This is a genomic window from Arthrobacter oryzae, from assembly GCF_030718995.1.
Lineage (GTDB): Bacteria > Actinomycetota > Actinomycetes > Actinomycetales > Micrococcaceae > Arthrobacter > Arthrobacter oryzae_C.
The window spans coordinates 2,689,189-2,712,204 of record NZ_CP132204.1 but is presented as its reverse complement, the minus strand read 5'-3'; the positions used below and the strand labels follow the sequence as shown (position 1 = coordinate 2,712,204).

Genomic DNA, 23,016 nt, shown 5'->3' with positions numbered 1-23,016 from the left:
GCCGCCACACCGGCTTCCGCAGTACCCAAACTGTAAAATTGTCTACAGAATTCATAATTAACATACCCGAAACGAAGCAGGCGATTCCCGGACACACGGAACCCATAGCGTCTTAGCTGTCAGGCACTCAATCACTGGCACCTGGATCACTGAAAGTGGGAAGCAACGCATGTTTTCACGCACTAGCAAAGCCGCCGTCGTAGCCACTCTGGCCGCTCTGGCCCTCGCTGCCAGCGGCTGCTCGGCCAGTAGCAGCGCCTCCGCAGACGCGGCCGCCAAAGAAAAGTTCACCATCGCCACCAGCGGCACCTTCCGCCCCATCACCTTCTCCGAGGGCGGCAAGCTCACGGGCTTCGACATCGAAGTGGGCACGCTGATCGCCGACAAGCTGGGCATGGAAGCGGAGTTCGTTGAGGGCCAGCTGTCCGGACTCCTCCCGGGCCTGAACAGCGGCAAGTTCGACGCCGTGATGTCCGGCCTCACCATGACCGAACCGCGCAAGCAGTCCATCACCTTCTCGGCCCCCTACCTCGCCGACGGCGCAGTGGCGGTGGTCTCCAAGGACAACACGTCCGTCCAGGACGTCAGCAAGCTGGACGGTTTCAAGGTGGGCGCCATCGGCGGCTCCGGCACCGAATCGGACGTCAAGGGCATCGGCGGTTTCACCGAACTGAAGGCCTACCCCGGCGCACCCGAAGGCTTCGCCGACGTCGCAGCCGGACGCATCGACGTCTTTGCCACCGGCCGCATCGCCGCGGAAAACTTCATGAAGAACTCCCCGCTCGCCGCGGACCTGAAGATCGTGGGCGAGGTGTACGGAACCAAGCCCGCCGGCGTCGGACTTCCCAAGAGCGATACCGAGATGAAGCCCAAGCTGGACAAGATCATCGCCGAACTGAAGGCGGACGGCACCCTGGAGAAACTGAACCAGAAGTGGTTCGGCTTCACCGTCGAAATCCCGGCGGGGTAACTGCCGCCATGACCATCCCTGAGCCCGGCTCTGTAGCAGCCGAATACTTCCCGATCTTCCTGAACGGCGCCCTGACAACCCTGGGCATCGTGGCCGCGGCCATCGTCTGCGCCACCGTCTTGGGATACGTGATCGCCACGCTGCGGCTCTCACGGATCCGCGCACTGCGCATCTTCGCAGCGGCGTACGTCTGGTTCTTCCGCGGCCTTCCGCTGATGCTTTCGCTGTTCTTCTTCTATTACACGAAGCCGTTCGGACTGACCCTGGACGCCTTCTCGGCGGGCCTGATCGCCATGAGCCTGAACTCGGCGTCGTTCTTCTCGGAAATCATCAGGGCCGGGCTCAAGTCGGTCAACACCGGACACCTGGAGGCTGCGGACTCAGTGGGCATGAACCCGCTGCAGAAGTTCCTCCGCGTCACGGGCCCGGAGGGCATCCGCCTGATGACCCCGCCGTACATCAACAACTGCATCATCATGCTCAAGGAATCGGCCCAGATTTCCGTGATCACCGTCCCGGACCTCATGCTCCAGGGGCAGAAGGCGTACAACTCCACGTACAACGTCATGGAAACCCTGGGCGTGGTGGCCGCGATGTACCTGGCCATGACGAGCCTGCTGATGGTCCTGCAGATCATCATCGAAAAGAAGACCGGCCGAAAAATGGGCACCACCAAATCACTCCGCGAGTCCGTAGGGAGCATGGCATGATCAGCATCACCGGGTTGACCAAGAGCTACGGCTCCCGCGAAGTACTCAAGGACGTTGACCTGCGCATCCTGCCGGGCGAGGTGGTGGCTATCATTGGCCCCAGCGGAGCCGGCAAGAGCACACTCCTGCGCTGCATCAACATGCTGGAGGTACCCGACGCCGGGCGGATCCACGTGGACGGGCGGCAGGTGTTCTATACACCGAACGCACGCGGGAAGCTGGGAATCCTGGACCAGTTCCGGCTGACGTGGCTGCGCCGGGAGATCTCCATGGTCTTCCAGCAGTTCAACCTGTGGCCGCACCGGACCGTCCTGGAGAACCTGCTGGAGGGTCCGGTCATCTCCAAGCGCGAGAAGCGGGCGGTGGCCGAAACCCGGGCACTGGAGAAGCTGCGCTCCGTGGGCCTCGAAGAAAAGGCGGACGCCTACCCGGCAGACCTCTCCGGCGGCCAGCAGCAGCGGGTGGCGATTTGCCGTGCGCTCATGATGGAGCCCAAGGCCATCCTGTTCGACGAACCCACATCCGCCCTGGACCCGGAGCTGGTCAACGAGGTCCTGGACATCATGGCCAAGCTGGCCAGGACCGGAATGACCATGGTGATCGTGACCCATGAGATGAAGTTCGCCCGCGAAGTGGCAGACCGGGTGATCTTCATGGAACACGGCGGCATCGTGGCGGAGGGACCCCCGGACGAGGTGTTCCAGCACCCGCGGCTCCGCGTTTACGCCTCCCACCTGAGCCACTGATGGCGCGCCATCCGCTCACTGTGGTTGCGGCTGGCCCGGCTGCCCGGCCGTACCTGGAGTGCGATGCCCTGCCCGGTGTCCGCCTCCCAGGCCAGCTGATCGGCATCGGCGAGAACTACTGGCCGGAGCCTGCTCCGGGATTCCCGGATCCTGCTCCGGGATTCCCGGATGCTCCCGGGTCAAATACTCCCGGGTCCGCCGGAGGCACTGCCCCGAACCGGCGGGCCGCGGGTCGCATTCCGCTCGTCTTCGGCAAGTTTCCCGGGAGCCTGGCCGGCGACGGGCAGCCGATCGTACTGGACCCCGCCCTGACCGGAATGGTGGTCTGCGAAGGCGAACTCGCCGTCGTCGTCGGCCGCGTCCTGAAGGATGCGCACAGCGCATCCGAGGCACTCGAGGCGGTGGCCGGCGTGACCGTGGCGAACGACGTCTCGGCGCGGGACCTCCAGCAGGCCGACGTCCAGTCCACCCGCGGCAAGAGCCTGGACACGTTCTGTCCGCTGGGACCGGAGCTCGTGACGCTGGACGAGCTGCCGGACCTGCAGTCGCTGGGCATTCGCACCCGGATCAACGGCGCCGTGGTCCAGGAATCATCCACAGCCAACATGGTGTTTTCCGTGGCTGAACTCCTGATGTTCTGTTCGCGGTTCATGACCCTGTACCCGGGCGACGTGATCCTGACCGGGACCCCGTTCGCGGCCGACGAATCGGTGTTGGAGCTCCGGCCGGGTTGCACTGTCTCGGTGGAAATCGGTGGCGTCGGCACACTGGCCAATCCCGCGGTTGCGCGGGTGTGACAGTGTCGGCGGCCCTTGCAACCTTGCCTGCTGCCTTGCCGGGGCTGATCCTGAGTGCCTACGCGGCAGCACCTGCCCTCGATTCCTGGCACCGCGCGGACGAGGCAACCTACCTGGCCGCCGCAGCCTCGCTCCCCCACGTCGCCGGCCTGGAGCTTCCGTTCTACGGCCGGGGATTGCATCGGTACGACAGCGGCTGGTTCCTTGAGGCTGTCCGGCACCTGCCGCCACACCTGGCGTTCACCGTCACAACCATCCCGGACACGATGCACTGTTTGAGGGGGCAACAAGGGTTCGGGCTGGCTTCCCTGGACGACGAGGGGCGGCGCGCGGGCCTGGCCGCGGTGTTCCGGGCCGACGAAGCTGTCCGCAGCCTCAATGACATCTTGGGGCGGCGGGCCGTGACGTCGGTCCATCTGTTCAGTGCTCCCCGCCCGGCTGCTGGCGCACCTGCTGGAACGTCTGCCCAGGCGTCTGCTGGAGCGCTGGGCGCGTCACTGGCGGAGCTGGCCGGCTACGCCTGGGACGGCGCCCGGCCGGTGCTGGAGCACTGCGACGCCGGGACAGGCAGCGGGCCGTGGATCAAGGGGTTCCTTCCCGTTGAAGCCGAGATCGACGCGATCCTGGCAGCCGATGCCGGCGTCGGCCTTGCCGTGAACTGGGCCCGCTCGGTGATTGAACAGCGGGACGTCTCCGCCCCGGTGCGCCACCTTAAACTCGCCGGCGACGCGGGGGTACTAGCCGGCGCTGTCCTTTCCGGCTGCTCGCCAGTTGACACACGGTTCGGCCGCGCCTGGGACGACACCCATCTGCCGCCCGCCCGGCTAGAGCCCGATTCCCTGCTGACGGCGGACCGCGTCGCGGAGTTTACGCGTGCCGCTGGTGCGGAGATGCCGGGCGGTCGCGGCTGCCTGTACCGCGGCTTGAAGGTTTCAGCGCCACGCGGGGCGACCGTGGAGCAGCGCCTGGTCATCCTCTCGGGGTCCATCGCCGCGGTGCGCGAGGCCGGATTCTGAGGCGAAGACTCTTTCATGCCGGTTCTTTCATGCCCGTAGCGGCGTCGGCCCACGTGGAGTCGCTATTTTGTCGTAGGTCGCTGCGAGAGTTATCCCATGGAGGTCTTGGGGGAACTCGCAGAAGCAGGAGGGGCGTTGCGGTGGGCCAAATTGCCCGCCGCCGCTTTTGCTGTTCGGCCCGCTTCCGTTCCAGGCCTGCGCAGTGTCCCCGCCGGACCGTCGCCTTCTCAGGCGATAGCGTCCGACGGCGGTGAGCCCGGTGATCTCGCCCGGATCCTTGGGCTGCTCAAACGTGCCAGTTCGACGGCGGTCGCCGGCTCTGCCGTGATGAGCTTCCGGGAGGCCGCTGACTTCGCGGCGAACGTTGAGGAAATCGCCCGGTCCATGGAATACCTGCAAGTGGTCGCAGCCGGGGCTGTGGAGCGGACCCGGAGGGAGGCTGTTTCTGCGGCACGGGCTGGCTCTGGCTCCGGTTCCGGGGTTGATTGGACCACCGGGTGGGGCGACCAGAAGTCCACAGCCCCGGATCCGGGTGACGACGGGTGCCGGAATGCCACCGAGTTCCTGCGTATGAGGCTGAGGATCGGTGCCGGCGAAGCCCGCCGCCGGCTTGCGCTGGCCGAAGCGGTGCTGCCAACGACCGGGATCACCGGGCACACCGAGCCGCCGGAACGGCCCGAACTCGCCGCCGCCGTGGCCGCGGGGACCGTTGCGTCCCGCGCCGCGAGCATCATCACCCTGGCGTTGGACCGGGTCCGCCACCACGCCACCGACGACGCCGTGGCCCGGATGGAACACGCCCTGACCCGTACAGCGGCGGAACACGACACCGATTTCCTCTCCCGGATCGCCCGGCCCTGGGTAGACGGGCTCGACCAGGACGGCTCTGAACCGTCCGAGGAAGAACTCCGGCACCGCCAAGGCGCGTTCATCCGGAAACCTCGGCGGGGACTGCACCACGTGGAAATCTTCGCCACCCCGGACCAGTACGAGCCCCTCCTGACCGCGATGAACACCGCCACCAACCCCCGCACCCGCCCTGGCGACACGGAGACCACTTCAGCCGATGCCCTGGACCTGCGGACCAGGCCGCAGCGGCTCCTCGACGGCCTCGTCGGCGCCTCCAAAGCAGGCCTCAGCACCGGAGACCTGCCCGCTGCCGGCGGGCTGCGGCCACAGGTCATGGTCACCATCGACTACCGCGACCTGCTCGACAAACTCGAACAAGGCATCCCGGGCACGGGCTCCTTCACGTTCACGGGACCCGTCACCGCCGCCACCGTCCGGAAGATCGCCTGCGACGCGGACATCATCCCCGTCCTCCTCGGCAGCCAGGGCCGCATCCTGGACATCGGCCGCACCACCCGGATCTTCCCGCCCCACATCCGCAAAGCCATCACCGCCCGCGACCAGGGCTGCGCCTTCCCAAGCTGCACCATCCCGGCCCCCTGGTGCGAAGCCCACCACATCACCTACTGGTCACACGGCGGAACCACCAGCACCGACAACGGCACCCTGCTCTGCAGCCATCACCACCACCTGATCCACAAAGAACAATGGCACATCCAAGTCAAAACCGGGATCCCCTGGTTCATCCCGCCACCCCACATCGACCCACACCAAAAACCCAGGCGGAACCACTACTTCACAACCTTGGTTTCAGCCTGACGCTGAGCGACCGGGAGCAATCACCCGCGGGCGTCCGGCCGGCGGTGGCGGAAACGTAGCAGCCCTGTAGCCCTTCCGGGCCGCAAGTGTCCGTTCGCGCTGCACGTGGGGCCGCAAGTGTCCGTTCGCGCTCCGAAGAAGTGTCGCGGGCGGCTACCGCCCCGCCGCGTAGCCCTGTGCTCCGCGTGGGTTCGCAGCCGCCTGCAGGACTCCCGTCAACGGATCGCGCACGACAGCGGACAACCGTCCCAGCGTCCAGTCGCCGGCGCGAGTGATCCGGTGGCCTCGACGCTCAAGACCTGCGATGACGTCCTCGCCCAGCCGGTCCTCCACCACGGCGCCGCCCGGTTCCCAGGTGCGGGGCCAGAACGAGCCAGGCATCGACGTCGTATGGAACGTTGGCGCATCAATCGCCTGCTGCGGGGTGTAGCCGCCCACGATGGTCCGCAGCAGGTACGGCAGCTGCCACTGGTCCTGCTGGTCGCCGCCGGGCGAGCCCAGCGCCGCAACCGCCGTGCCGTTCCGCAGCACGAGGGTGGGCGTCAGCGTGGTGCGGGGACGTTTGCCCGGTGTGAGCGTGGACGGCGTCCCTGGTTCGAGCCAGGTCATCTGCAGCCGCGTTCCCAGGCAGAAACCCAGCTCCGGAATCGCCGGGGAGGACTGCAGCCAGCCGCCGGACGGAGTAGCCGAGATCATGTTGCCCCAGCGGTCCACAACGTCGATATGGCAGGTGTCGCCGCGCGTCTCGCCGGTGGCCAGGACGGTCGGCTCACCGACTCCGGAACCGGCGCCGTGCGCGCGACGGCGGGTCCCGCCGTCGTCGTTCGCAAGCGCCGGCGGCACATACTCCGTCCGCAAGGGCGGGACAAACGGCGTGTGTCCCGGAACCCGGCCGGGCCGCAACTCGTGCGACGCCTGCTCGGTAATCAAGGCCCGGCGCGAAGCGGCGTACTCGGCCGACAGCAGGTATCCGAGCGGAACATCGGTATCGCCGTAGTAGGCCTCCCGGTCCGCGAGCGCCAGTTTCTGGGCCTCGAGGATGGTGTGAGCGCCGCGCTCGGTGGACGGATCAAGGTGATCGTCGTCGAACCCGTCCAGGATCGCGACGGTCTGCAGCAAAGCCGGCCCTTGGCCCCATGGACCGGTCTTGGCGATCGTGTGGCCCCGGAACTCAACAGTTGCGGCGGCCTCATAGCCGGCTTCGAACGCGGCCACGTCGCCCAGTGCCAGCACGCCGACGTGGTCCGTCCCGGAGGAGTGCCGGTGCGGGGTCTGCACGAACTCAACCATGGCCTGCGCCACGAAGCCCTCCCGCCACTCCCGGCGGGCGGCGTCGATGCGGGCTTGCCGGGACGACTCCGCGGACCCGGCGTGGACCAGCCGCTCAAGGGTCCGCGCATACGCCGGGTTCCGGACCAGGTCACCCTCTGCCGGAATCCGGTCTTCAGGCATCCACAGCTCGGCCGACGTGGGCCAGTGCTCCCGGAACAGCTCAGAGACGGCGGCTATGGTGGCGCCGACGCGGCCCAGCACCGGATGGCCGTCTCGGGCGTACCCGATCGCAAACTCCAGCACGGCCGAAAGTTCCCATGTTCCGTGGTCCCGCAGCAGCAGGAGCCCGGCGTCGACGGCGGCAGGCACCGCAGCGGCCAGCGCCCCCGAGCCCGGGACCAGGTCCAGGCCCTCGGAGCGATAGTGCTCCGGCGTCGCACCTGCCGGAGCCGGCCCCTGCCCCATCAGGACCACCGGCGTGCCCGGATCCCGGGCGGTGACAAAAACCCCGGTCATGTCCCCGCCCGGTCCGTTCAGGTGCGGCTCAACAACGTGGAGCACAAATGCCCCGGCCGTGGCGGCGTCGAACGCGTTCCCGCCACGCTCCAGCACCGCCTGCGCAGCCGCCGTGGCCAGCCAATGCGTGGAAGCGCTCATCCCGAAGGTTCCCCGCAGGGTGGGGCGCGTGGTGAAAGGGCCGGGCGGGGTGAAAGTCATGGGGACCACTGTAGCCACGGCCGCCGGCGCAAGGCCGGATTGGCATCACCGCGGCCTTGCCGGAGTGACGGCTACTTTCCCAGGCCGGCCTTTCGGAGGGCCTCGGCCATGGCGGTGTTGGCCGGTGCGGGCTTGGGCGGCGGCGGGCTGTTGCCCTTCCGCGGTGCACCGGCGCCCTGACGTGGCGCCCCGTTCCCTTGCCGGCCGCCGACAGCCGGCCGTCCAGCGGCAGGTGCCGGTTCGTCGTCGAGCCTCAACGTGAGCGAGATGCGCTTCCGCTCGGGGTCGGCCTCGAGGACCTTCACCCGCACCACCTGTCCGGACTTCACCACTTCGCGCGGATCGGACACAAAGCGGTTGGCCAGTGCCGATACGTGCACCAGCCCGTCCTGGTGCACTCCGACGTCCACGAACGCCCCGAACGCGGCCACGTTGGTGACGGTTCCTTCCAGGATCATCCCGGGCCTGAGGTCGGAGATCTTCTCGATCCCCTCCGAGAACTTGGCGGCCGCAAACGCCGGCCGCGGGTCCCTGCCGGGCTTCTCCAGTTCGGACATGATGTCCTGCACCGTCGGCAGGCCGAAGGCACCCTCCACGAAGTCCTGCGCGTTGAGGGACGCGAGGCTTCCGGCAATGGACGCACCGGCAGTTGGCTTGCCGCCTGTTGACTTGCCGCCTGCGGCGGCGAGGATCTTCCGCGCCACCGGGTATGCCTCCGGGTGCACGCTGGAAGCATCCAGCGGTTCCGCTCCGCCCGTGATCCGCAGGAAGCCCGCGCACTGTTCGAATGCCTTGGCACCCAGCCGCGGCACCTTCTTCAGGTCACTGCGCTTAGCGAACGGCCCGTGCTCGTTCCGGTACGCCACAATGTTCTCGCTCAGCAGCGGTCCCACGCCGGCCACCCGGCTCAGCAAGGCGGGCGACGCCGTGTTCACGTCCACGCCCACAGCGTTCACGCAGTCTTCCACCACCGCGTCCAGGCTGCGGTCGAGCTTCGCTGCCGTGACATCGTGCTGGTACTGCCCGACGCCGATCGACTTCGGCTCGATCTTCACCAGCTCGGCCAGCGGATCCTGCAGGCGCCGGGCGATGGAGACCGCCCCGCGCAGGGACACATCCATGCCGGGCAGCTCGGCCGCAGCAAGGGCCGACGCCGAATATACCGAGGCACCGGCCTCGGACACCACCAGCTTTTCCGGTGCCGCAGCTCCCGACGCGGACAGTTTCTTGATCAGTTCCAGGGCAAGCTTGTCGGTCTCCCGCGACGCCGTCCCGTTGCCGATGGCCACGAGTTCGACGGCGTGCTGCCGCGCCAGCTTGACCAGCGTGGCCAGGGCTTCGTCCCACTTCCGCGCCGGGGCGTGCGGGTAGACGGTGTCCGTTGCCACCACCTTGCCGGTCCCGTCCACCACGGCCACCTTCACACCGGTGCGCAGTCCCGGGTCGAGGCCGAGCGTTGCCCGGTTCCCGGCCGGGGCGGCAAGCAGCACGTCGCGAAGGTTGGCGGCGAAAACCCGCACGGCTTCGTCCTCGGCGGCGGCGAACATCCTCCCCCGCAGGTCGGCCGTCAGCCGTGCCAGCACCCGTGAGCGCCACGCAACCTGCGCTGTCTGCAGCAGCCACTCATCTGCGGGCCGCCCGCGGTCCGCAACCCCGAGGAACCTGGCCACCGCGGACTCGTACCGGCTGCGGGCGGCGGCCAGGTCGTCGTCGTCGGACGGTTCCGCTTCAGCGAGGTCCAGCTCCAGCACCCCGTCCTTTTCCCCGCGGAGCAGCGCCAGGACGCGGTGCGACGGCATCCCCGACGGTGACTGCGAAAACTCGAAGTAGTCCTTGAACTTCTGCCCCTCGGCTTCCTGCCCCTTCTTCACCCGCGACACCATCCGGCCCTGGGTCCAGAGACGTTCCCGCAGGGTCGCAGCAAGATCAGGGTCCTGGGCAACCCGCTCCACCAGGATGTACCGGGCGCCTGCCAGTGCTGCCGCGGCATCCTCGATGGAATGTTCAGCGTTCAGGTACTTGGCGGCCTCGCGCTCCGGATCCAGGTCCGGACGCTTGAGCAGGGCATCCGCGAGCGGTTCCAGCCCCGCCTCACGGGCGATCTGGGCCTTGGTCCGCCGCTTGGTCTTGAACGGAAGGTAGATGTCTTCCAGCCGGGATTTGGTATCGGCGCCGACGACGGCGGCCTGCAGTTCAGGTGTCAGCTTGCCTTGCGCCGCAATCGCTTCAAGGACCGTCCGACGGCGGTCCTCCAGGTCGCGGAGGTACCGGAGCCGCTCCTCGAGCTCGCGGAGCTGGGTGTCATCCAGCGTCCCGGTGGCTTCCTTGCGGTACCGGGCGATGAAGGGAACCGTCGACCCGCCGTCAAGCAGTTCCACCGCGGCCTTCACCTGCCAGGCCTTCACACCCAGTTCGCCGGCGATCTGGACCGCAATCTGTTCCGCGGCGGTGTCTGCTGTCTTGCCGGCGGGAGCCTTGCCGGCGGGTTTACCGGTCGCGGTGACGTGGGTGGCAGGGGATGCGGACGGGCGTTGCGGGATGTGGTTCACCCAGAACATTTTGCCTTACCGGACCGACAGTATGTGTTGCCGCAACATGACAGCGCAGTCACACACGGCCGAAACTGGGGCTACCCACGAGGGAAAAGACGTGGTGTAGTGGCAGTTGGGGGAGCCGGTCGATCAACGGAGGCGGTCCATCATGCAGGAGTTGCTCATCATCCTTCAGGGCGGCTTTGAGGAGGACAACGTCACTGTTTTCGTCAACGGCAAGCAGGCCAGGCGCGACACCGCTCTCTCCACCAACCCGCTGCTGGGCATAGCCGAAGAAGTTGCGATCGAGCTTCCGGCGCGCGGTGCCCTTATCGGCGTCGACGTCACCAGCCGGGGCTTGTCCGGGGGCGTGAAGCTCAGCGGCAAACCGAAGAGCCTCCTCGTTTCCATCGAAGACGGCAAGCTCCTGCTGCGTGAGGGAACCGGCCGCGAGGCCGTCCTGTAGCCTGCGGTCAACCCTTGCGGTCAATCGGAGAACCGGGGCAAGGATCTGGCGGCCGGCACGAAACAAGCGCCGCAAATGGTTCGCGGCGCTTGTTGCTTGGGTGAGTCGGACAGTAGATGCTTATCTTCGGCACTAGGCCATGTTCTCCATGGGCTTCTTTGCCGAAATGTGTTCCACCAGTTCGCCGACGCGCTCTTCCGAGTAGTTGCGTGCAATGTCGCCCTGGCTGATGATGCCCACCAGCTTGTGGTCGGAAATGACAGGCAGGCGCCTGATCTGGTACTGCTCCATCACGGCGATGGCTTCGTCGATGTTGGCGTCAGCATCGATCCAGCGTAGATCGCCCTGGGCGAGGTCGATGGCCCTGACCTCCCTGGCGTCCAAGCCCTCGGCAACGCACCTGAGTACGATGTCGCGGTCCGTGATGAGTCCCCTGAGTTTGCCTTCGCTGCCACAGATCGGCAGCGAACCACAGTCAAGGTCGCGCATCATTACGGCCGCTTCCTGCAGTGTCTGGTCTTCCCTGACGCACTGGGCGTTGGTGGTCATGAATTCACGTACGACGCTCATCAGTCCTCCTTCATCGGTTGGGATTCGACGCAGGGGCCTTCGGCTCCGGCGCCGATGCTGTCAGCCTACGCCCGGTCAAACGCCCTGACTAGGCTCAATGATGGCTCGTCGCACGGTGGGACCGGACGGCGCGCCCGGGCCGCTTCGGGCTCCATTTTGGAGTTCAAACAGGGCGTGTCGGAGGGGTCCGACTACTCGGCGATGTCCTCCGCCCACAGTTCCGGGTTGTCGCGCTGGAAACCAACCATCATGTCCACGCAGCGCTGGTCGTCCAGCACCAGAACGTCCACTCCCCGCGAGCGCAGGAGCTCAAATTCGCCCGGGAACGTCCTGGCCTCTCCCACAACCACCCTGGGAATTTTGAACTGGATGATGGTCCCGGTGCACATCGCGCACGGTGCGAGGGTGGTGTACAGCGTAGTGTCCCGGTAACTCTTCTGCCGCCCGGCCGCACGGAGCGCCGCCATCTCGCCGTGAGCGATGGGATCGCCGTGCTGCACACGCTTGTTGTGGCCGCTGGCGAGCAGTTCGCTCCCCCTCACCAGGGCGGCCCCGACGGGAATGCCGCCTTCGCTGAGGCTCTGCTGCGCAGCCTGGACAGCCGCTTCGAATGCGGCCTCGTTATACGTGGCGGTGCGCTCACGTGGTTGACCGTTCATGAGGCCCCTTCCCCCTTGCCTGCGAGTCCTGCCGACTCCTCGATGTCCTGGACCACTTCGTTCTTCCTGAGAAACCACGGTTTGAAGGGCGGGTCGAAGCGCGCGAACCGGGGCGCCCCGACTGGCCGAAGGCCGGCCTGCGCCAGTGCTTCCTGCAGGTCATGGTTCCGCTTCCCGAACGCCGCTTCCGACCCCCTGCCGGAAAATCCCAGGACCGCGGCCACGGAGCCGGGCACGGCCCGGATTTTCACTTCCGGATTGCTGGGCACCGGGGCAGTCTCCGCCGTGATGCCGGCCGGAAGCACGAAGGCCACGACGAACTCGCTGTCGCCGAGCACACCGCGCTGGACCACCGGCGCGGTCATGGCCAGTTTCCGGGACGACGCGGGACTCTGCAGAACCGGGGCGGTCATGGACACGGATGCACGTGCGGTGTTCTGGCCGCTGATGTAGCCGAAAAGAAGCCGAAAAGCGGTGTTCCCCGCACTATCAAACGGGGCGTTCACCGTTACTTCGGCAACGGCGTGCGCCGGGTAGCGGCGCACTTCGAAATCCGGAAACTGCTGGACGACGTCAAAAGGCTGCTGTTCAGTCATGTTCCTCAGACCTTACGCCGCGCGGGCCTGCCCGGGCCAGAGGTCCGTGCCGCACCGAAGCGTCAGCGCCGAAGCATCATTACTGTCAGGGGCCTTTGGTAGCTTGGCAATAGGACATCAACGGCACCATCAGAGCAACAGCAGACCAACTTCTAGGGCAACGAGGCACAGTGTTTCTTCTTGAACCGGACGTACCGGATCTGGCGCAGGATCTGGTCTTCTCCGCGAGCGATCTGGTGATCGCGGCCACGTGCGAATACCAGGTGCTGCGCAAGCTCGACGAAAAACTGGGCAGGGCCGCCAAGGCCGAATTCGAGCCCGACGAGATGCTGGCCCGCACAGCGAAACTTGGTGACATCCACGAGCACAAGGTCCTGGACAAGTTCCTTGATGAGTTCGGCCCTTGGAATCCGGCCACCGGACGCGGCGTATACGACGTCGCGGCCGCCACCGCGATGGACCGTGCCACGCTGCAGGCCAAGCATGCCGAATCCATTGATGCGCTGCGTGCCGGGGCGGACGTTGTGTTCCAGGCGGCCTTCTTTGACGGCCGCTTCCACGGCCGTTCCGACTTCCTGGTCAAACAACACGACGGCAGCTACGCCGTGTTTGACACCAAACTGGCACGCCACGCCAAAGTGACGGCGTTGCTCCAGCTTGCCGCCTACGGCGACCAGCTGCTGGCGGCCGGAATTACTCCGGACCCTGCCGTGACCCTGATCCTGGGTGCCACGGTGGAGACCGCCGAAGGGGGCTTCGACTACGTCCGGAGCAGCCACAGCCTGGCCGATATCCTCCCGGTCTTCCGTGAGCGGCGGGACAGGTTCCTTGCCCTGACGGCCGGCCACCGCAACCAGCCCGACGCCGTCAGCTGGGGCGCGGCGGGCGTCGTGGCCTGCGGCAGGTGCGACTACTGCCAGGAACAGGTCAAGGCCACGGACGATCTCCTCCTGGTGGCGCGGATGAACTCGGCGCAGCGGAAGAAGCTTCACGAAATGGAGATTTTCACCGTCAAGCAGCTGGCCGATGCAACCCTGCCTGGCGCCACCCCGTCCCTGCTGCGGATGCAGGATCAAGCCAGGATGCAAAGCAACTCCGGCACGGCTGAGGGCTCCGTCAGCTACGTCAAGGAGGGTGAGCAGCACACCATCAGCTACCGGGTGATCCCGGAGAACACCCTGGCGGAACTGCCCCCGCCGAGTCCGGGGGACATCTTCTTCGATTTCGAGGGAGATCCGCTGTGGCAGGACAGCGCCACCGGGGTCTGGGGCCTCGAGTACCTGTTCGGGGTCATCGAAACGCCTCAGGAACCGGATGGCCGAACCACGTTCAAGCCGTTCTGGGCCCACAGCCGCGCGGCGGAGAAGGAAGCCTTCATCGATTTCCTGGACTACGTCGAGGACAGGCGGCGCCGCTACCCGGACATGCATGTCTACCACTACGCCGCCTACGAGAAGACCGCACTCCGCAAGCTGTCGGTCATGCACGTCGCCGGCGAGGACACCGTGGACAACTGGCTGCGGGACGGGCTCCTCGTGGACCTCTACCAGACCGTACGGAACAGCATCCGGATCTCCGAAAACTCGTACAGCATCAAGAAGCTCGAGCCGCTCTATATGGGCAGCAACCTGCGCTCCGGGGATGTGAAGGACGCCGGAGCCTCGGTGGTGGCGTACGCCGACTACTGCGAAGCGCGGGACGCCGGGCTGGCCGAGGATGCTGAGATCATCCTCGCCGGCATCTCCGACTACAACGAATACGACTGCCTCTCCACGCTGGAACTCCGGAACTGGCTGTTGCGGCTGGCCAGGGAGCGCGGAATCGGCGCGGCACGGGCCGGGCAGCCAAGCGGAGCCGGGCGTACCGGAAGTGGCGGTCCTGCGGGAAATTTAGGCCGGGCGGCTTCTGATTCCGACGACGGTGCCGTGGTCCGGCCTTCGGAAGCCGCCATCAGGGATTTCCTCGGCCGGGCAACGGAGTTCCGCGCGGCTGCCGGGCTCGGCGGCCCGGATCCCGACGTTCAAGCTGTTGCCATGGTGGATGCCGCGGTGAGCTACCACCGCCGCGAGCGCAAGGCCTTTTGGTGGGCCCACTTTGACCGCTGCGAAAGCGGCCCCGACACCCACCAGCAGGACCGCAACGTCTTCCTCGTGGAGGAGGCCCGCATCCTTAACGACTGGCACAGGGTGGGCACCAGGCTCCCGGAGCGCAGGGTGCAGCTGACCGGTACGGTGAGCGCCGGTTCGGACCTGCGCGAGGGCAGCAAGTGGTTCCGGATGTATGACCGCCCGTTGCCTGCCGGACTGGAGGGCACGGGCAGCGACGGCTCCGGACGTAACGGGTGGTTCGGTACGGAGGTCCTGGAGCTCGGCCATGAAAACGGCAGGGACACGGTGGTGATCCGGGACAGGCTGCACCGGAAGATCGAACCGCACAACAGCCTGCCCATCGCGCTCACGGAAGACCAGCCCGTCGCCACCAAGAGCTTGGAGGAAGCACTGGCCCGGCTGGCTGACCAGGTCGCTGCCGGCCTTCCGGACGGCTCGGCAGAGGCTCCGGGTAAGCCCTCCTTCCGGAAGCATCCGGCGCTGGACCTGGTGCGCCGGATCCCACCGAGGCTGGTGACAAACGGTCCGCTCCCCGCACCGGGCAGCGGCCTGGACCGCTTCATTGACGCCATCACCGCAGCCGTTGAGGCGCTCGACCATTCGTACCTTGCCGTCCAGGGGCCTCCGGGCACCGGCAAGACGCACGTCGGCTCGCATGTCATTGCGCGGCTCGTGGCCCGCGGCTGGAAAGTGGGCGTCGTTGCCCAGTCGCACGCGGTGGTGGAGAACCTGCTGTGCACCGCCGTGGAAAAAGCCGGAGTGGACCCGCGGAGGGTCGCCAAGGACGTGAAGCACGACGGTTCCCTGCCTTGGGACCACCGGGCGGCCGCCGACGTGGACCGGCTGCTCAGTTCCCCCGGCGGCGCCCTGGTGGGTGGCACCGCCTGGACCATGACCGGCGCCACCGTACCCGCAGGGTCCCTGGATCTGCTGGTGATCGACGAAGCCGGGCAGTTCTCGCTCGCCAACACACTTGCCGTAGCGCAGGCAAGCCCGCGGCTGCTGCTGCTCGGCGATCCGCAGCAGCTCCCCCAGGTCAGTCAGGGCACCCACCCGGAGCCGGTCAATGAATCCGCCCTGGGCTGGATTTCGGCGGGCCACGCTACCCTTCCGCCGGAACTCGGCTACTTCCTGGCGGATTCGTGGCGGATGGCGTCGCCGCTGTGCGCCGCCGTTTCGGAACTCTCCTACGAAGGCAGGCTGCAGTCAGCCAGCGCTGCGGACCTGCGGTTCCTGGCCGGTGTCCCCGCCGGAATAGAAACCGTCATGGTGCCCCACAGCGGCAACATCACGTCCTCGCCGGAGGAAGCCGCCGAAGTGGTGCGCCAGGTCGGCCGGCACCTGGGCCTGACCTGGCATGATGAGGCGGGCCGCCGGCCCCTGGGGCCGGGAGACATCCTGGTGGTCGCGGCCTACAACGCGCAGGTGAACCTGATCCGGGACGCCCTCGACTCCGCCGGCCACATTGCGGTCCGGGTAGGTACCGTGGACAAGTTCCAGGGCCAGGAAGCTGCCGTCGTGATCGTGTCCATGGCCTGCTCTGCAGTGGCCGAGGCCCCGCGCGGCATGGAATTCCTGCTCTCCCGCAACCGGATCAACGTGGCGGTGTCCCGCGGCAAATGGCGGGCAGTAGTGGTGCGGGCACCCGAACTGACCAACTACCTGCCCACCCACCCCGAAGGCCTCGAGCAGCTGGGCGGCTTCATCGGGCTGTGCCAGCGGTCTGTTCCGTCCTAGGGACGGTCAGCAGCGCCTCATCCAGCACCGCGCCGAAGTTCGTCGCGTCATGCGCGAAGCGACCCAGGAACAGCCCGGAAACGCCGCCGAGCCTGGGAAGCAGGCCGGGCTTGGCTGACCCGCCGTAGATGATCGGAAGTTCCCGGAGCCCATCCCCGGCGAGCAGCGCACGGAGGTGACTGACGACGTCGGACACGTACCCGGCGTCCGCAGGCTCGGCGGCGCCGATGGCCCAGACAGGCTCGTAGGCAATAGCCAAGCGCGAGGCCAGCCCCCAGTCGCCCCTCACGGCGGCCTGGATCTGCCCGTACACAACCACGGCGGCGTCACGGGCGGACCCTTCCCCCACCGGGTTTTCGCCAATGGCGGCTTCTCCCGCTGAGTCTTCTCCCACGCAGAGCAGCGGCGTCAGCCCGGCGTCGTCCGCTGCCCGCACCTTGAGCGCCACCACGGCATCAGTTTCGCCGAAGTGCGCGCGGCGTTCGGCGTGGCCGATCTCCACCAGGCGGACGCCCAGTTCGGCCAGCATGGACGGCGCCACTTCCCCGGTCCACGGGCCGTCAGCCCAACCGCAGTCCTGCGCACCCAGCACCATCGACGACCCCTCCAGCAGTGCCGCGGCCGCCGGAAGCACCGGGAAGGACGGAATCACAAACGGGACAACCCGCCCGGCCGCGAGGGCCGGGCGGGAGTCCACTTCGTGCCGCAGACGCCCCAGCCAGTCCAGGGTGTCCCGGTAGCCCAGGTACATCTTGGTGCTGACGCCGACGTAGATGACTGAGTCGGTGGCTGTGTCGGTGACAGTGTTGGTGACAGTGTCTTTGGCTGTGCCCACTTACTTCTCCAGCAGTTCGTCCGCCTTGTTCCGGAACCGCTTGGTCGCGAACATCATCGCGGCGGCCAGGAACGGCAGCACACCGAGGGCGTAGACGCCCATGGTGCCGGTGTCGGATGCCGTGACCTGGTTGACCGTGGTGCGCAGGATCGGGGCCACGAAACCGCCCAGGTTGCCCAGCGAGTTGATCAGGCCGATGCCCGCCGCGGCGGCCGTTCCGGTGAGGAACGCCGTCGGGTAGGACCAGGCGATGGGGCCGATCGACAGGAAGCTGCACACCGCCAGGGTGATGAAGATGATGCCCAGTGCGGGCACGTGGTTGGCTCCGGCCCAGGCTGAGCCGAAGATGCACAGGCCCGTGGAGATGAACAGCCCGGTGCCCCAGACGCGGCGTCGGACGATGGTGTTGGCCGCCTTGCCGATGAAGTAGCAGGCGAAGAGGCCGAAGAACCACGGGATGGCGGCCAGCAGGCCAACCATGAAGCCCACCTTCTGGCCGGTCAGCTGTGCCACCTGCTGCGGCAGGTAGAAGGTCACGCCGTACACCGCCACCTGCAGGCAGAAGTAGATGACGGTGAAGTACCAGACCTTGCGGTTCTTCATGGCCGCGAGCACGCCGCGGGGGCCTGTTTCTTCCTTCACGGTGTCCTCCAGCGCCATGACATCCAGCAGCGCCTTCTTTTCACCGGGGTTGAGGAACTTGGCGTCCTGCGGGCTGTTGATCAGGAAGAAGTACGCGGCGATGCCGGCCACCACTGCGAGCATGCCTTCGACGAAGAACATGACCTGCCAGCCGGCCACGCCGGGAACCTGGTCGCCGATGTTGATCAGCCAGCCGGAGAGCGGGGCACCCATCATCTGGGAGAACGGCTGCGCCAGGTAGAAGATGGCGAACATCTTCACGCGCACCTTGTTCGGGAACCATGCCGCCAGGAACATGATGACGCCCGGGAACAGGCCGGCTTCGGTTACACCCAGCAGGAAGCGCAGGATGATGAAGGAGGTCTCGCCCTGGACGAACGCGAAGCACGCGGACACGATGCCCCAGGTGACGGCGATGCGGGCAAGCCACACCTTGGCGCCGAACTTGGTGAGCAGCAGGTTGCTGGGAATTTCAAACAGTGCGTAGCCGATGAAGAAGATCCCGGCGCCGAGGGCGTAGGCCCCGGCCGTGACTCCCCGGTCCACACCGAGCGCGGCTTCGGCGAAGCCCACGTTGGTGCGGTCCAGGAACGCGACGATGTACAGGATGACCAGCATCGGCATGAGCCGGAAGGAGGCCTTGGAGATCGCCGATTTGAGGATCGGCGAATCCAGGAGCTCCTTGGTGGAAGTTGCTGTTAGGGACATCAAAACTCCTCTTTGAGTAAATCAGTTGCACACGAAGGGGGTACTTCAGGTCCTAGCGGGAGAACGCGATGATCATGATCCCGGCGATGCAGGCCAGGATGCCGACGGCGAGGTAGATCCGGCGTTCGCGGCTCCAGGAGCGGAGTCCGGTGGCCCGGGATGTTGCTGGTTGGTGCTGTGCCATGGCTGGCCTTCCCTAGTGCATGTAGAGTCCGCCGTCCACATTCAGCGTCTGGCCGGAGATGTATCCGGCGTCCTCGCTGATGAGGAAGGCGATGGCTGCTGCGATGTCGCGCGTGGATCCGACCCGGTTGACCACGAGGTCCCTGGTGAGTTCCTCCTTGCGTTCCGGGCTGAGCGTGCCGCCCATGATGTCGGTGTCGATGGGGCCGGGTGAGATGGCGTTGACGGTGATGTCGTACTCCCCCAGTTCGCGGGCGGTGGAACGGGTCAGCCCGATCACGCCGGCCTTCGCCACCGAGTAGGGCGTCTTGGAGAACGTGCCGCCGCCGCGCTGGGCGGACACGGAGGAGATGTTGACGATGCGTCCGATCCGGTTCTTCACCATGGACTCGGCCACGCGGCGGGTGGCGTAGTGGACGCCGTTGAGGTTGATGTTCAGCACGCGGTCCCATTCCGCTGCGTCCAGTTCCAGGTACGGGACCGGTGAGCTGACGCCGGCCACGTTGGCCAGGGCAACGATCTGCGGCAGCTCCGCTTCGATCGAGTCGATCGCGGCCCGGACGGAGGCTTCGTCCGCAACGTTGGCCCCGACGCCGTGTGCCTTGATGCCGTACTCCGCGGCGAGTTCCTTCGCGGCGGCCTTGCACAGGGCGTCGTCGAGGTCGATGATGCCGATGTTCCAGCCCTGCGCGGCCAGGTAGTTGACGGTGGCCCGGCCGATGCCGCGCTCGGAGACGGCTCCGGTGACGATGGCGGTGCGTTCCGCGGGGAAAGTGCTCATGGTTGCTCCTGTGTTAGTTGATGGGCGCGGGGCCCAGGTCCTCGAGCAGCTGCTGCATGGCCACGTAGGCCTTGTTGCGGTAGGCGATCAGCTCGGGCGTGCGCTCGGCGGGAACGTTGAGGAAACCCGCACCGGTCTTGGTGCCCAGTTTTCCGGCGTCCACCAGGTCCGTGAGGATCTTCGGGGTGGCGAACCGCTCCGGGAAGTCGGTCTGAAGAGACTTGTAGCAGAAGTTGTAGACGTCCAGCCCGGCCATATCCGCAATGGCGAACGGGCCGAAGAACGGCAGCCGGAAGCCGAAGGTGGTGCGGACCAGGGTGTCCACGTCGTCCGCCGTCGCGATGCCCTGCTCCACCAGCTGCGCAGCTTCGTGGAACAGGGCGTACTGGAGCCGGTTGAGGACAAAGCCGGTGACGTCCTTGACGACGGCGGTCTGCTTGCCGGCGGCATGGACCAGGTCGCGGGCTGCCCCCACGGTGGCGGCCGAGGTCCCGGCGTGCGGGATGATTTCGACGCCGGGGATGAACGGCGAGGGGTTGGAGAAGTGCACGCCGAGGAATCGCTCCGGGTTGGTGACCGGCTCGGACAGTTCGGCGATGGAGATGGTGGAGGTGTTGGAGCCGATGATGGCGTCCGGCCGGGCGGCGGCGCTGATGCGGGCCAGCGTCTGGTGCTTGATGGCGATGACTTCGGGGACGGCTTCCTCAATGAAGTCCGCGTCCGCCACGGCTTCCTCGATGTCCTTGGCGGCCCAGAGGTTCTGCTTCAGGATTTCGGTGGAACCGGCGGGGAACAGGCCGTCGGCCACGAACTGGTCTGATTCCGCCAGGAGGCGGTCGTAGTTGCTCTGCGCCACTTCGGCGGACACGTCGGCGAGTGCCACGCGGGCTCCGCCGAGGGCCAGGACCTGCGCGATCCCGCCGCCCATGTAGCCGGAGCCGACGACGGCGATCCTGCGGGCGCTGTTGAGTGCTGCCGCGGCGGACGTGCTAACTGGTTCGGTCATGATCAGACTGCCTTCGTGTAGTCGGGCTCGTAGGAGCAGATGGCGTCCACCTTGGCGGCGGAGGATGACGTTTCGTCGAACCGGTAGTCGAGCCATTCGCCCACCAGCTTCTTGGCCAGTTCCAGGCCGATCACCCGCTGGCCCATGGTGAGGACCTGGGCGTTGTTGCTCAGCACGGACCGCTCCACGGAGTAGCCGTCGTGGGCCGTGACGGCGCGGATCCCGGGAACCTTGTTGGCCGCGATGGCCACCCCCAGCCCGGTGCCGCAGATCAGCAGGGCGCGGTCCGCTTCGCCGTCGGCCACTTTGCGTGCGGCATCGACGGCGACGTGCGGGTAGGCGGTCGAGTCGTTCGCTCCGACGCCCACGTCCTCAACGGACGCCACGCGGCTGTCCGCTTCCAGCAGCGCCTTCAGCGCTTCCTTGTATTCGACGCCTGCTTCATCGTTGCCGATGACAATGCGCCATCCTGCCGTGGTGCCGGGGGTGGTGCTCATGAGTTTGCTCCATTTCCGGCCGCGGAGGCGGCCAGCGGGGAATCAGTCTGTGGAAAATCTGTCAGGTCAGAATCGAGGTAGCCGGAGATCCGGGCGGCAATCAGCGCGAAGGAAACCGCGCCGGGGTCGGGGTGGCCCAGGCTCTTGTCGGCGAGCGGCCGTGCCCTGCCCTTGAGCGGCCGGAGCGACGCGGTGGCGTCCGCGGCGGACTGCGCAGCAGCCGCTGCCGAGGCGAGCGCCCCGGGCACCGGAGTGCCGCCGTCGAACGCGGTCAGGAAGGCGTCCCGGAACGGAAGCAGTGCGTCCACCATGGTCTTGTCCCCCGGTTCGGCCTTGCCCAGGGCGGTGATGGCGTCCACGAAGGCGGTGACGGCGGCCGCGGCGTCCTCGCCGCGGTACGTGTCCCTGTTGCCGAGCGCGAGTCCGGCGGCGATCACCGCGGATCCCCACAAAGCCCCGGACGTTCCGCCGGCGCGTTCGCTCCAGGCCTCCCCTGCAGCGGTGAGTACGCGTTCCACCGAAGCCCCGTCTGCCGAGGTTTCGTGGGCTGCCGCGGCTGCCGCGTCCACGCCGCGGCGCATGCCGATGCCGTGGTCGCCGTCGCCCGCAACGGCATCCAGCCTGCCCAGTTCCTCTTCGTGCTCGACGACGACGTCCTGCACCTGGGCGAGCACGGCGGCTGCCAGCCGGCCCAGGTCAGCCGCTGCCGGCGTCGTGCTTTCCACCTCGCCGGCCACGGCGTCATCCGGTCCGGCCAGTTCGCGGCGGGCCCGCGGGGCCAGGTTGCCCTTGCGGAAGGCTGGCGTGTCGGCCGGGGCGGCCCAGAACTGCTCCAGTTCGTCGTCCAGCCAGAGCAGCGTCAGGGAGAGTCCGGACATGTCCAGGCTGGTGACCAGCTCGCCGCATTCCGGTTCCACCACGGTCAGGCCGGCACCGGTGAGGAGCTTTTCAATCTTGCCGAACAGCAGGAACAGTTCGTCGTACTTGACCGTGCCCAGCCCGTTGACGATGGCCACCACGCGGTTTCCGGCGTCGTCGGGCTTGTCCGCGAGCAGCCTGGAGACCAGCAGTTCGGCGAGTTCGGAGGCGGTGGGCATGGGGTGTTCGGAGATGCCTGGCTCACCGTGGATCCCCAGGCCCAGCGACATCTGGCCGGCGGGCACGTGGAACAGCGGCGCGTCCGCTCCCGGAAGCGTGCAGCCGTCAAACGCCACGCCCAGCGAACGGGTGCGGTAGTTGGTCCGGATGGCGAGCCGTTCGACGGCGTCGAGGTCCAGTCCCGCTTCGGCGGCGGCGCCGGCGATCTTGAAGACCGTCAGGTCTCCGGCGATGCCGCGGCGCTTCTCGATCTGGTCCAGCGGGGCGCTGGCGATGTCGTCCGTGACCAGGACGGTGCGGGTTTCGATGCCCTCCGCGTTGAGCCGCAGCTGGGCTTGGCCGAAGTGGAGCACGTCGCCTGCGTAGTTGCCGTAGCTCAGCAGGACGCCGCCGCCCGCGTTGGATGCCTTGGCCACCCGGTAGACCTGGCCGGCCGCCGGGGAGGCGAACATGTTGCCGCAAGCGGAGCCGGTGGCGAGGCCCGGTCCCACCAGCCCGGCGAAGGCCGGGTAGTGGCCGGAGCCGCCGCCCACCACCAGTGCTACCTGGCCGGCGGGCACCTCGGTGGAGCGGACCACGCCGCCGTCCACCCGGGCAACATACCCGCGGTTGGCTGCTACGAAGCCGTCCAGTGCCTCATCCGCGAAGTCTGCGGGGTTGTCGAAGATCTGGGTCATGGTTTCCTCATCGAATCCGTGTTGGA

Annotated in this window: 20 protein-coding genes; 8 read left to right on the top strand and 12 right to left on the bottom strand. The window is 67.2% G+C overall.

Annotated elements, in window-relative coordinates; translation table 11 throughout:
- The first annotated feature begins 169 nt into the window (after positions 1–169).
- From Q8Z05_RS12490 to Q8Z05_RS12465, 6 genes are all read left to right on the top strand, one after another.
- A complete protein-coding gene (locus Q8Z05_RS12490) occupies positions 170–970 on the top strand; it encodes a transporter substrate-binding domain-containing protein (RefSeq protein WP_305939952.1) in 801 nt (266 codons plus the stop codon).
- Positions 971–978: 8 nt separating this feature from the next.
- Positions 979–1,680 carry an amino acid ABC transporter permease gene (locus Q8Z05_RS12485; protein ID WP_305939951.1) on the top strand — a complete coding sequence of 234 codons (702 nt, stop codon included), beginning with the start codon at positions 979–981 and terminating at the stop codon, positions 1,678–1,680.
- Positions 1,677–2,426: an amino acid ABC transporter ATP-binding protein gene (locus Q8Z05_RS12480; RefSeq protein WP_305939950.1), complete on the top strand. Its 750-nt coding sequence runs from the start codon at positions 1,677–1,679 to the stop codon at positions 2,424–2,426. The genes Q8Z05_RS12485 and Q8Z05_RS12480 overlap by 4 nt, the downstream gene beginning before the upstream one ends.
- Positions 2,426–3,223, top strand: a complete 798-nt coding sequence (locus Q8Z05_RS12475) for a fumarylacetoacetate hydrolase family protein (protein ID WP_305939949.1) — start codon at positions 2,426–2,428, stop codon at positions 3,221–3,223. Before Q8Z05_RS12480 ends, Q8Z05_RS12475 begins: the two co-directional genes overlap by 1 nt.
- A gap of 2 nt (positions 3,224–3,225) precedes the next feature.
- Positions 3,226–4,239, top strand: coding sequence for a DUF4862 family protein (locus Q8Z05_RS12470; RefSeq protein ID WP_305939948.1), 1,014 nt, complete (start codon positions 3,226–3,228; stop codon positions 4,237–4,239).
- 96 nt (positions 4,240–4,335) lie between these two features.
- Positions 4,336–5,907, top strand: a complete 1,572-nt coding sequence (locus Q8Z05_RS12465; RefSeq protein ID WP_305939947.1) for an HNH endonuclease signature motif containing protein — start codon at positions 4,336–4,338, stop codon at positions 5,905–5,907.
- A gap of 153 nt (positions 5,908–6,060) precedes the next feature.
- Here Q8Z05_RS12465 and Q8Z05_RS12460 read toward each other — a convergent pair whose 3' ends face one another.
- Together Q8Z05_RS12460 and Q8Z05_RS12455 are read right to left on the bottom strand one after the other, a co-directional pair.
- Positions 6,061–7,896, bottom strand: coding sequence for a gamma-glutamyltransferase family protein (locus Q8Z05_RS12460; protein WP_305939946.1), 1,836 nt, complete (start codon positions 7,894–7,896; stop codon positions 6,061–6,063).
- A gap of 71 nt (positions 7,897–7,967) precedes the next feature.
- Positions 7,968–10,454: a Tex family protein gene (locus Q8Z05_RS12455; RefSeq protein ID WP_305939945.1), complete on the bottom strand. Its 2,487-nt coding sequence runs from the start codon at positions 10,452–10,454 to the stop codon at positions 7,968–7,970.
- A 142-nt stretch (positions 10,455–10,596) separates the two neighbouring features.
- Between Q8Z05_RS12455 and Q8Z05_RS12450 the strand changes: the two genes are divergently transcribed.
- A complete protein-coding gene (locus Q8Z05_RS12450) occupies positions 10,597–10,893 on the top strand; it encodes a hypothetical protein (RefSeq protein ID WP_305939944.1) in 297 nt (98 codons plus the stop codon).
- A gap of 132 nt (positions 10,894–11,025) precedes the next feature.
- On the opposite strand, the gene Q8Z05_RS12445 is transcribed toward Q8Z05_RS12450, so the two are convergent.
- From Q8Z05_RS12445 to Q8Z05_RS12435, 3 genes are all read right to left on the bottom strand, one after another.
- Positions 11,026–11,463, bottom strand: coding sequence for a CBS domain-containing protein (locus tag Q8Z05_RS12445; RefSeq protein WP_305939943.1), 438 nt, complete (start codon positions 11,461–11,463; stop codon positions 11,026–11,028).
- A gap of 191 nt (positions 11,464–11,654) precedes the next feature.
- Complete coding sequence (locus tag Q8Z05_RS12440) at positions 11,655–12,122, bottom strand: nucleoside deaminase (protein ID WP_305939942.1); 468 nt, start codon at positions 12,120–12,122, stop codon at positions 11,655–11,657.
- Entirely contained in the window at positions 12,119–12,718 is a 600-nt protein-coding gene (locus Q8Z05_RS12435; RefSeq protein WP_305939941.1) for an SOUL family heme-binding protein, read from the bottom strand. Before Q8Z05_RS12435 ends, Q8Z05_RS12440 begins: the two co-directional genes overlap by 4 nt.
- 170 nt (positions 12,719–12,888) lie before the next feature.
- Here Q8Z05_RS12435 and Q8Z05_RS12430 point away from each other — a divergent pair, with 170 nt between their 5' ends.
- Positions 12,889–16,563, top strand: a complete 3,675-nt coding sequence (locus Q8Z05_RS12430; RefSeq protein ID WP_305939940.1) for a TM0106 family RecB-like putative nuclease — start codon at positions 12,889–12,891, stop codon at positions 16,561–16,563.
- Here Q8Z05_RS12430 and Q8Z05_RS12425 read toward each other — a convergent pair.
- From Q8Z05_RS12425 to dhaL, 7 genes are all read right to left on the bottom strand, one after another.
- Positions 16,529–17,314 (bottom strand): triose-phosphate isomerase family protein, encoded by a 786-nt coding sequence (locus Q8Z05_RS12425; protein ID WP_305943555.1) that lies wholly within the window; start codon positions 17,312–17,314, stop codon positions 16,529–16,531. The genes Q8Z05_RS12430 and Q8Z05_RS12425 overlap by 35 nt on opposite strands.
- A gap of 84 nt (positions 17,315–17,398) precedes the next feature.
- A complete protein-coding gene (locus tag Q8Z05_RS12420; RefSeq protein ID WP_305939939.1) occupies positions 17,399–18,748 on the bottom strand; it encodes an MFS transporter in 1,350 nt (449 codons plus the stop codon).
- A 52-nt stretch (positions 18,749–18,800) separates the two neighbouring features.
- Positions 18,801–18,932 (bottom strand): hypothetical protein, encoded by a 132-nt coding sequence (locus Q8Z05_RS12415; RefSeq protein WP_305939938.1) that lies wholly within the window; start codon positions 18,930–18,932, stop codon positions 18,801–18,803.
- A 12-nt stretch (positions 18,933–18,944) separates the two neighbouring features.
- Positions 18,945–19,712, bottom strand: a complete 768-nt coding sequence (locus Q8Z05_RS12410; RefSeq protein ID WP_305939937.1) for an SDR family NAD(P)-dependent oxidoreductase — start codon at positions 19,710–19,712, stop codon at positions 18,945–18,947.
- Between the two features lie 13 nt (positions 19,713–19,725).
- The gene (locus Q8Z05_RS12405; protein ID WP_305939936.1) at positions 19,726–20,718 is read right to left on the bottom strand and encodes a 3-hydroxyacyl-CoA dehydrogenase family protein; all 993 of its coding nucleotides are present in this window, start codon (positions 20,716–20,718) and stop codon (positions 19,726–19,728) included.
- 2 nt (positions 20,719–20,720) lie between these two features.
- Positions 20,721–21,215 (bottom strand): ribose-5-phosphate isomerase, encoded by a 495-nt coding sequence (locus Q8Z05_RS12400; protein ID WP_305939935.1) that lies wholly within the window; start codon positions 21,213–21,215, stop codon positions 20,721–20,723.
- Entirely contained in the window at positions 21,212–22,990 is a 1,779-nt protein-coding gene (gene dhaL, locus Q8Z05_RS12395; RefSeq protein WP_305939934.1) for a dihydroxyacetone kinase subunit DhaL, read from the bottom strand. Before dhaL ends, Q8Z05_RS12400 begins: the two co-directional genes overlap by 4 nt.
- Positions 22,991–23,016: the final 26 nt, after the last annotated feature.

Excerpts from the sequence above, each read along its gene's own strand:
- Q8Z05_RS12445 (WP_305939943.1), bottom strand. The coding sequence starts at position 11,463 with ATGAGCGTCGTACGTGAATTCATGACCACCAACGCCCAGTGCGTCAGG.
- Q8Z05_RS12440 (WP_305939942.1), bottom strand. The coding sequence starts at position 12,122 with ATGAACGGTCAACCACGTGAGCGCACCGCCACGTATAACGAGGCCGCA.
- Q8Z05_RS12460 (WP_305939946.1), bottom strand. The coding sequence starts at position 7,896 with ATGACTTTCACCCCGCCCGGCCCTTTCACCACGCGCCCCACCCTGCGG.
- Q8Z05_RS12485 (WP_305939951.1), top strand. The coding sequence starts at position 979 with ATGACCATCCCTGAGCCCGGCTCTGTAGCAGCCGAATACTTCCCGATC.
- Q8Z05_RS12405 (WP_305939936.1), bottom strand. The coding sequence starts at position 20,718 with ATGACCGAACCAGTTAGCACGTCCGCCGCGGCAGCACTCAACAGCGCC.
- dhaL (WP_305939934.1), bottom strand. The coding sequence starts at position 22,990 with ATGACCCAGATCTTCGACAACCCCGCAGACTTCGCGGATGAGGCACTG.
- Q8Z05_RS12410 (WP_305939937.1), bottom strand. The coding sequence starts at position 19,712 with ATGAGCACTTTCCCCGCGGAACGCACCGCCATCGTCACCGGAGCCGTC.
- Q8Z05_RS12415 (WP_305939938.1), bottom strand. The coding sequence starts at position 18,932 with ATGGCACAGCACCAACCAGCAACATCCCGGGCCACCGGACTCCGCTCC.
- Q8Z05_RS12435 (WP_305939941.1), bottom strand. The coding sequence starts at position 12,718 with ATGACTGAACAGCAGCCTTTTGACGTCGTCCAGCAGTTTCCGGATTTC.
- Q8Z05_RS12490 (WP_305939952.1), top strand. The coding sequence starts at position 170 with ATGTTTTCACGCACTAGCAAAGCCGCCGTCGTAGCCACTCTGGCCGCT.
- Q8Z05_RS12455 (WP_305939945.1), bottom strand. The coding sequence starts at position 10,454 with ATGTTCTGGGTGAACCACATCCCGCAACGCCCGTCCGCATCCCCTGCC.
- Q8Z05_RS12465 (WP_305939947.1), top strand. The coding sequence starts at position 4,336 with ATGGAGGTCTTGGGGGAACTCGCAGAAGCAGGAGGGGCGTTGCGGTGG.
- Q8Z05_RS12400 (WP_305939935.1), bottom strand. The coding sequence starts at position 21,215 with ATGAGCACCACCCCCGGCACCACGGCAGGATGGCGCATTGTCATCGGC.
- Q8Z05_RS12450 (WP_305939944.1), top strand. The coding sequence starts at position 10,597 with ATGCAGGAGTTGCTCATCATCCTTCAGGGCGGCTTTGAGGAGGACAAC.
- Q8Z05_RS12420 (WP_305939939.1), bottom strand. The coding sequence starts at position 18,748 with ATGTCCCTAACAGCAACTTCCACCAAGGAGCTCCTGGATTCGCCGATC.
- Q8Z05_RS12475 (WP_305939949.1), top strand. The coding sequence starts at position 2,426 with ATGGCGCGCCATCCGCTCACTGTGGTTGCGGCTGGCCCGGCTGCCCGG.
- Q8Z05_RS12425 (WP_305943555.1), bottom strand. The coding sequence starts at position 17,314 with ATGTACCTGGGCTACCGGGACACCCTGGACTGGCTGGGGCGTCTGCGG.
- Q8Z05_RS12480 (WP_305939950.1), top strand. The coding sequence starts at position 1,677 with ATGATCAGCATCACCGGGTTGACCAAGAGCTACGGCTCCCGCGAAGTA.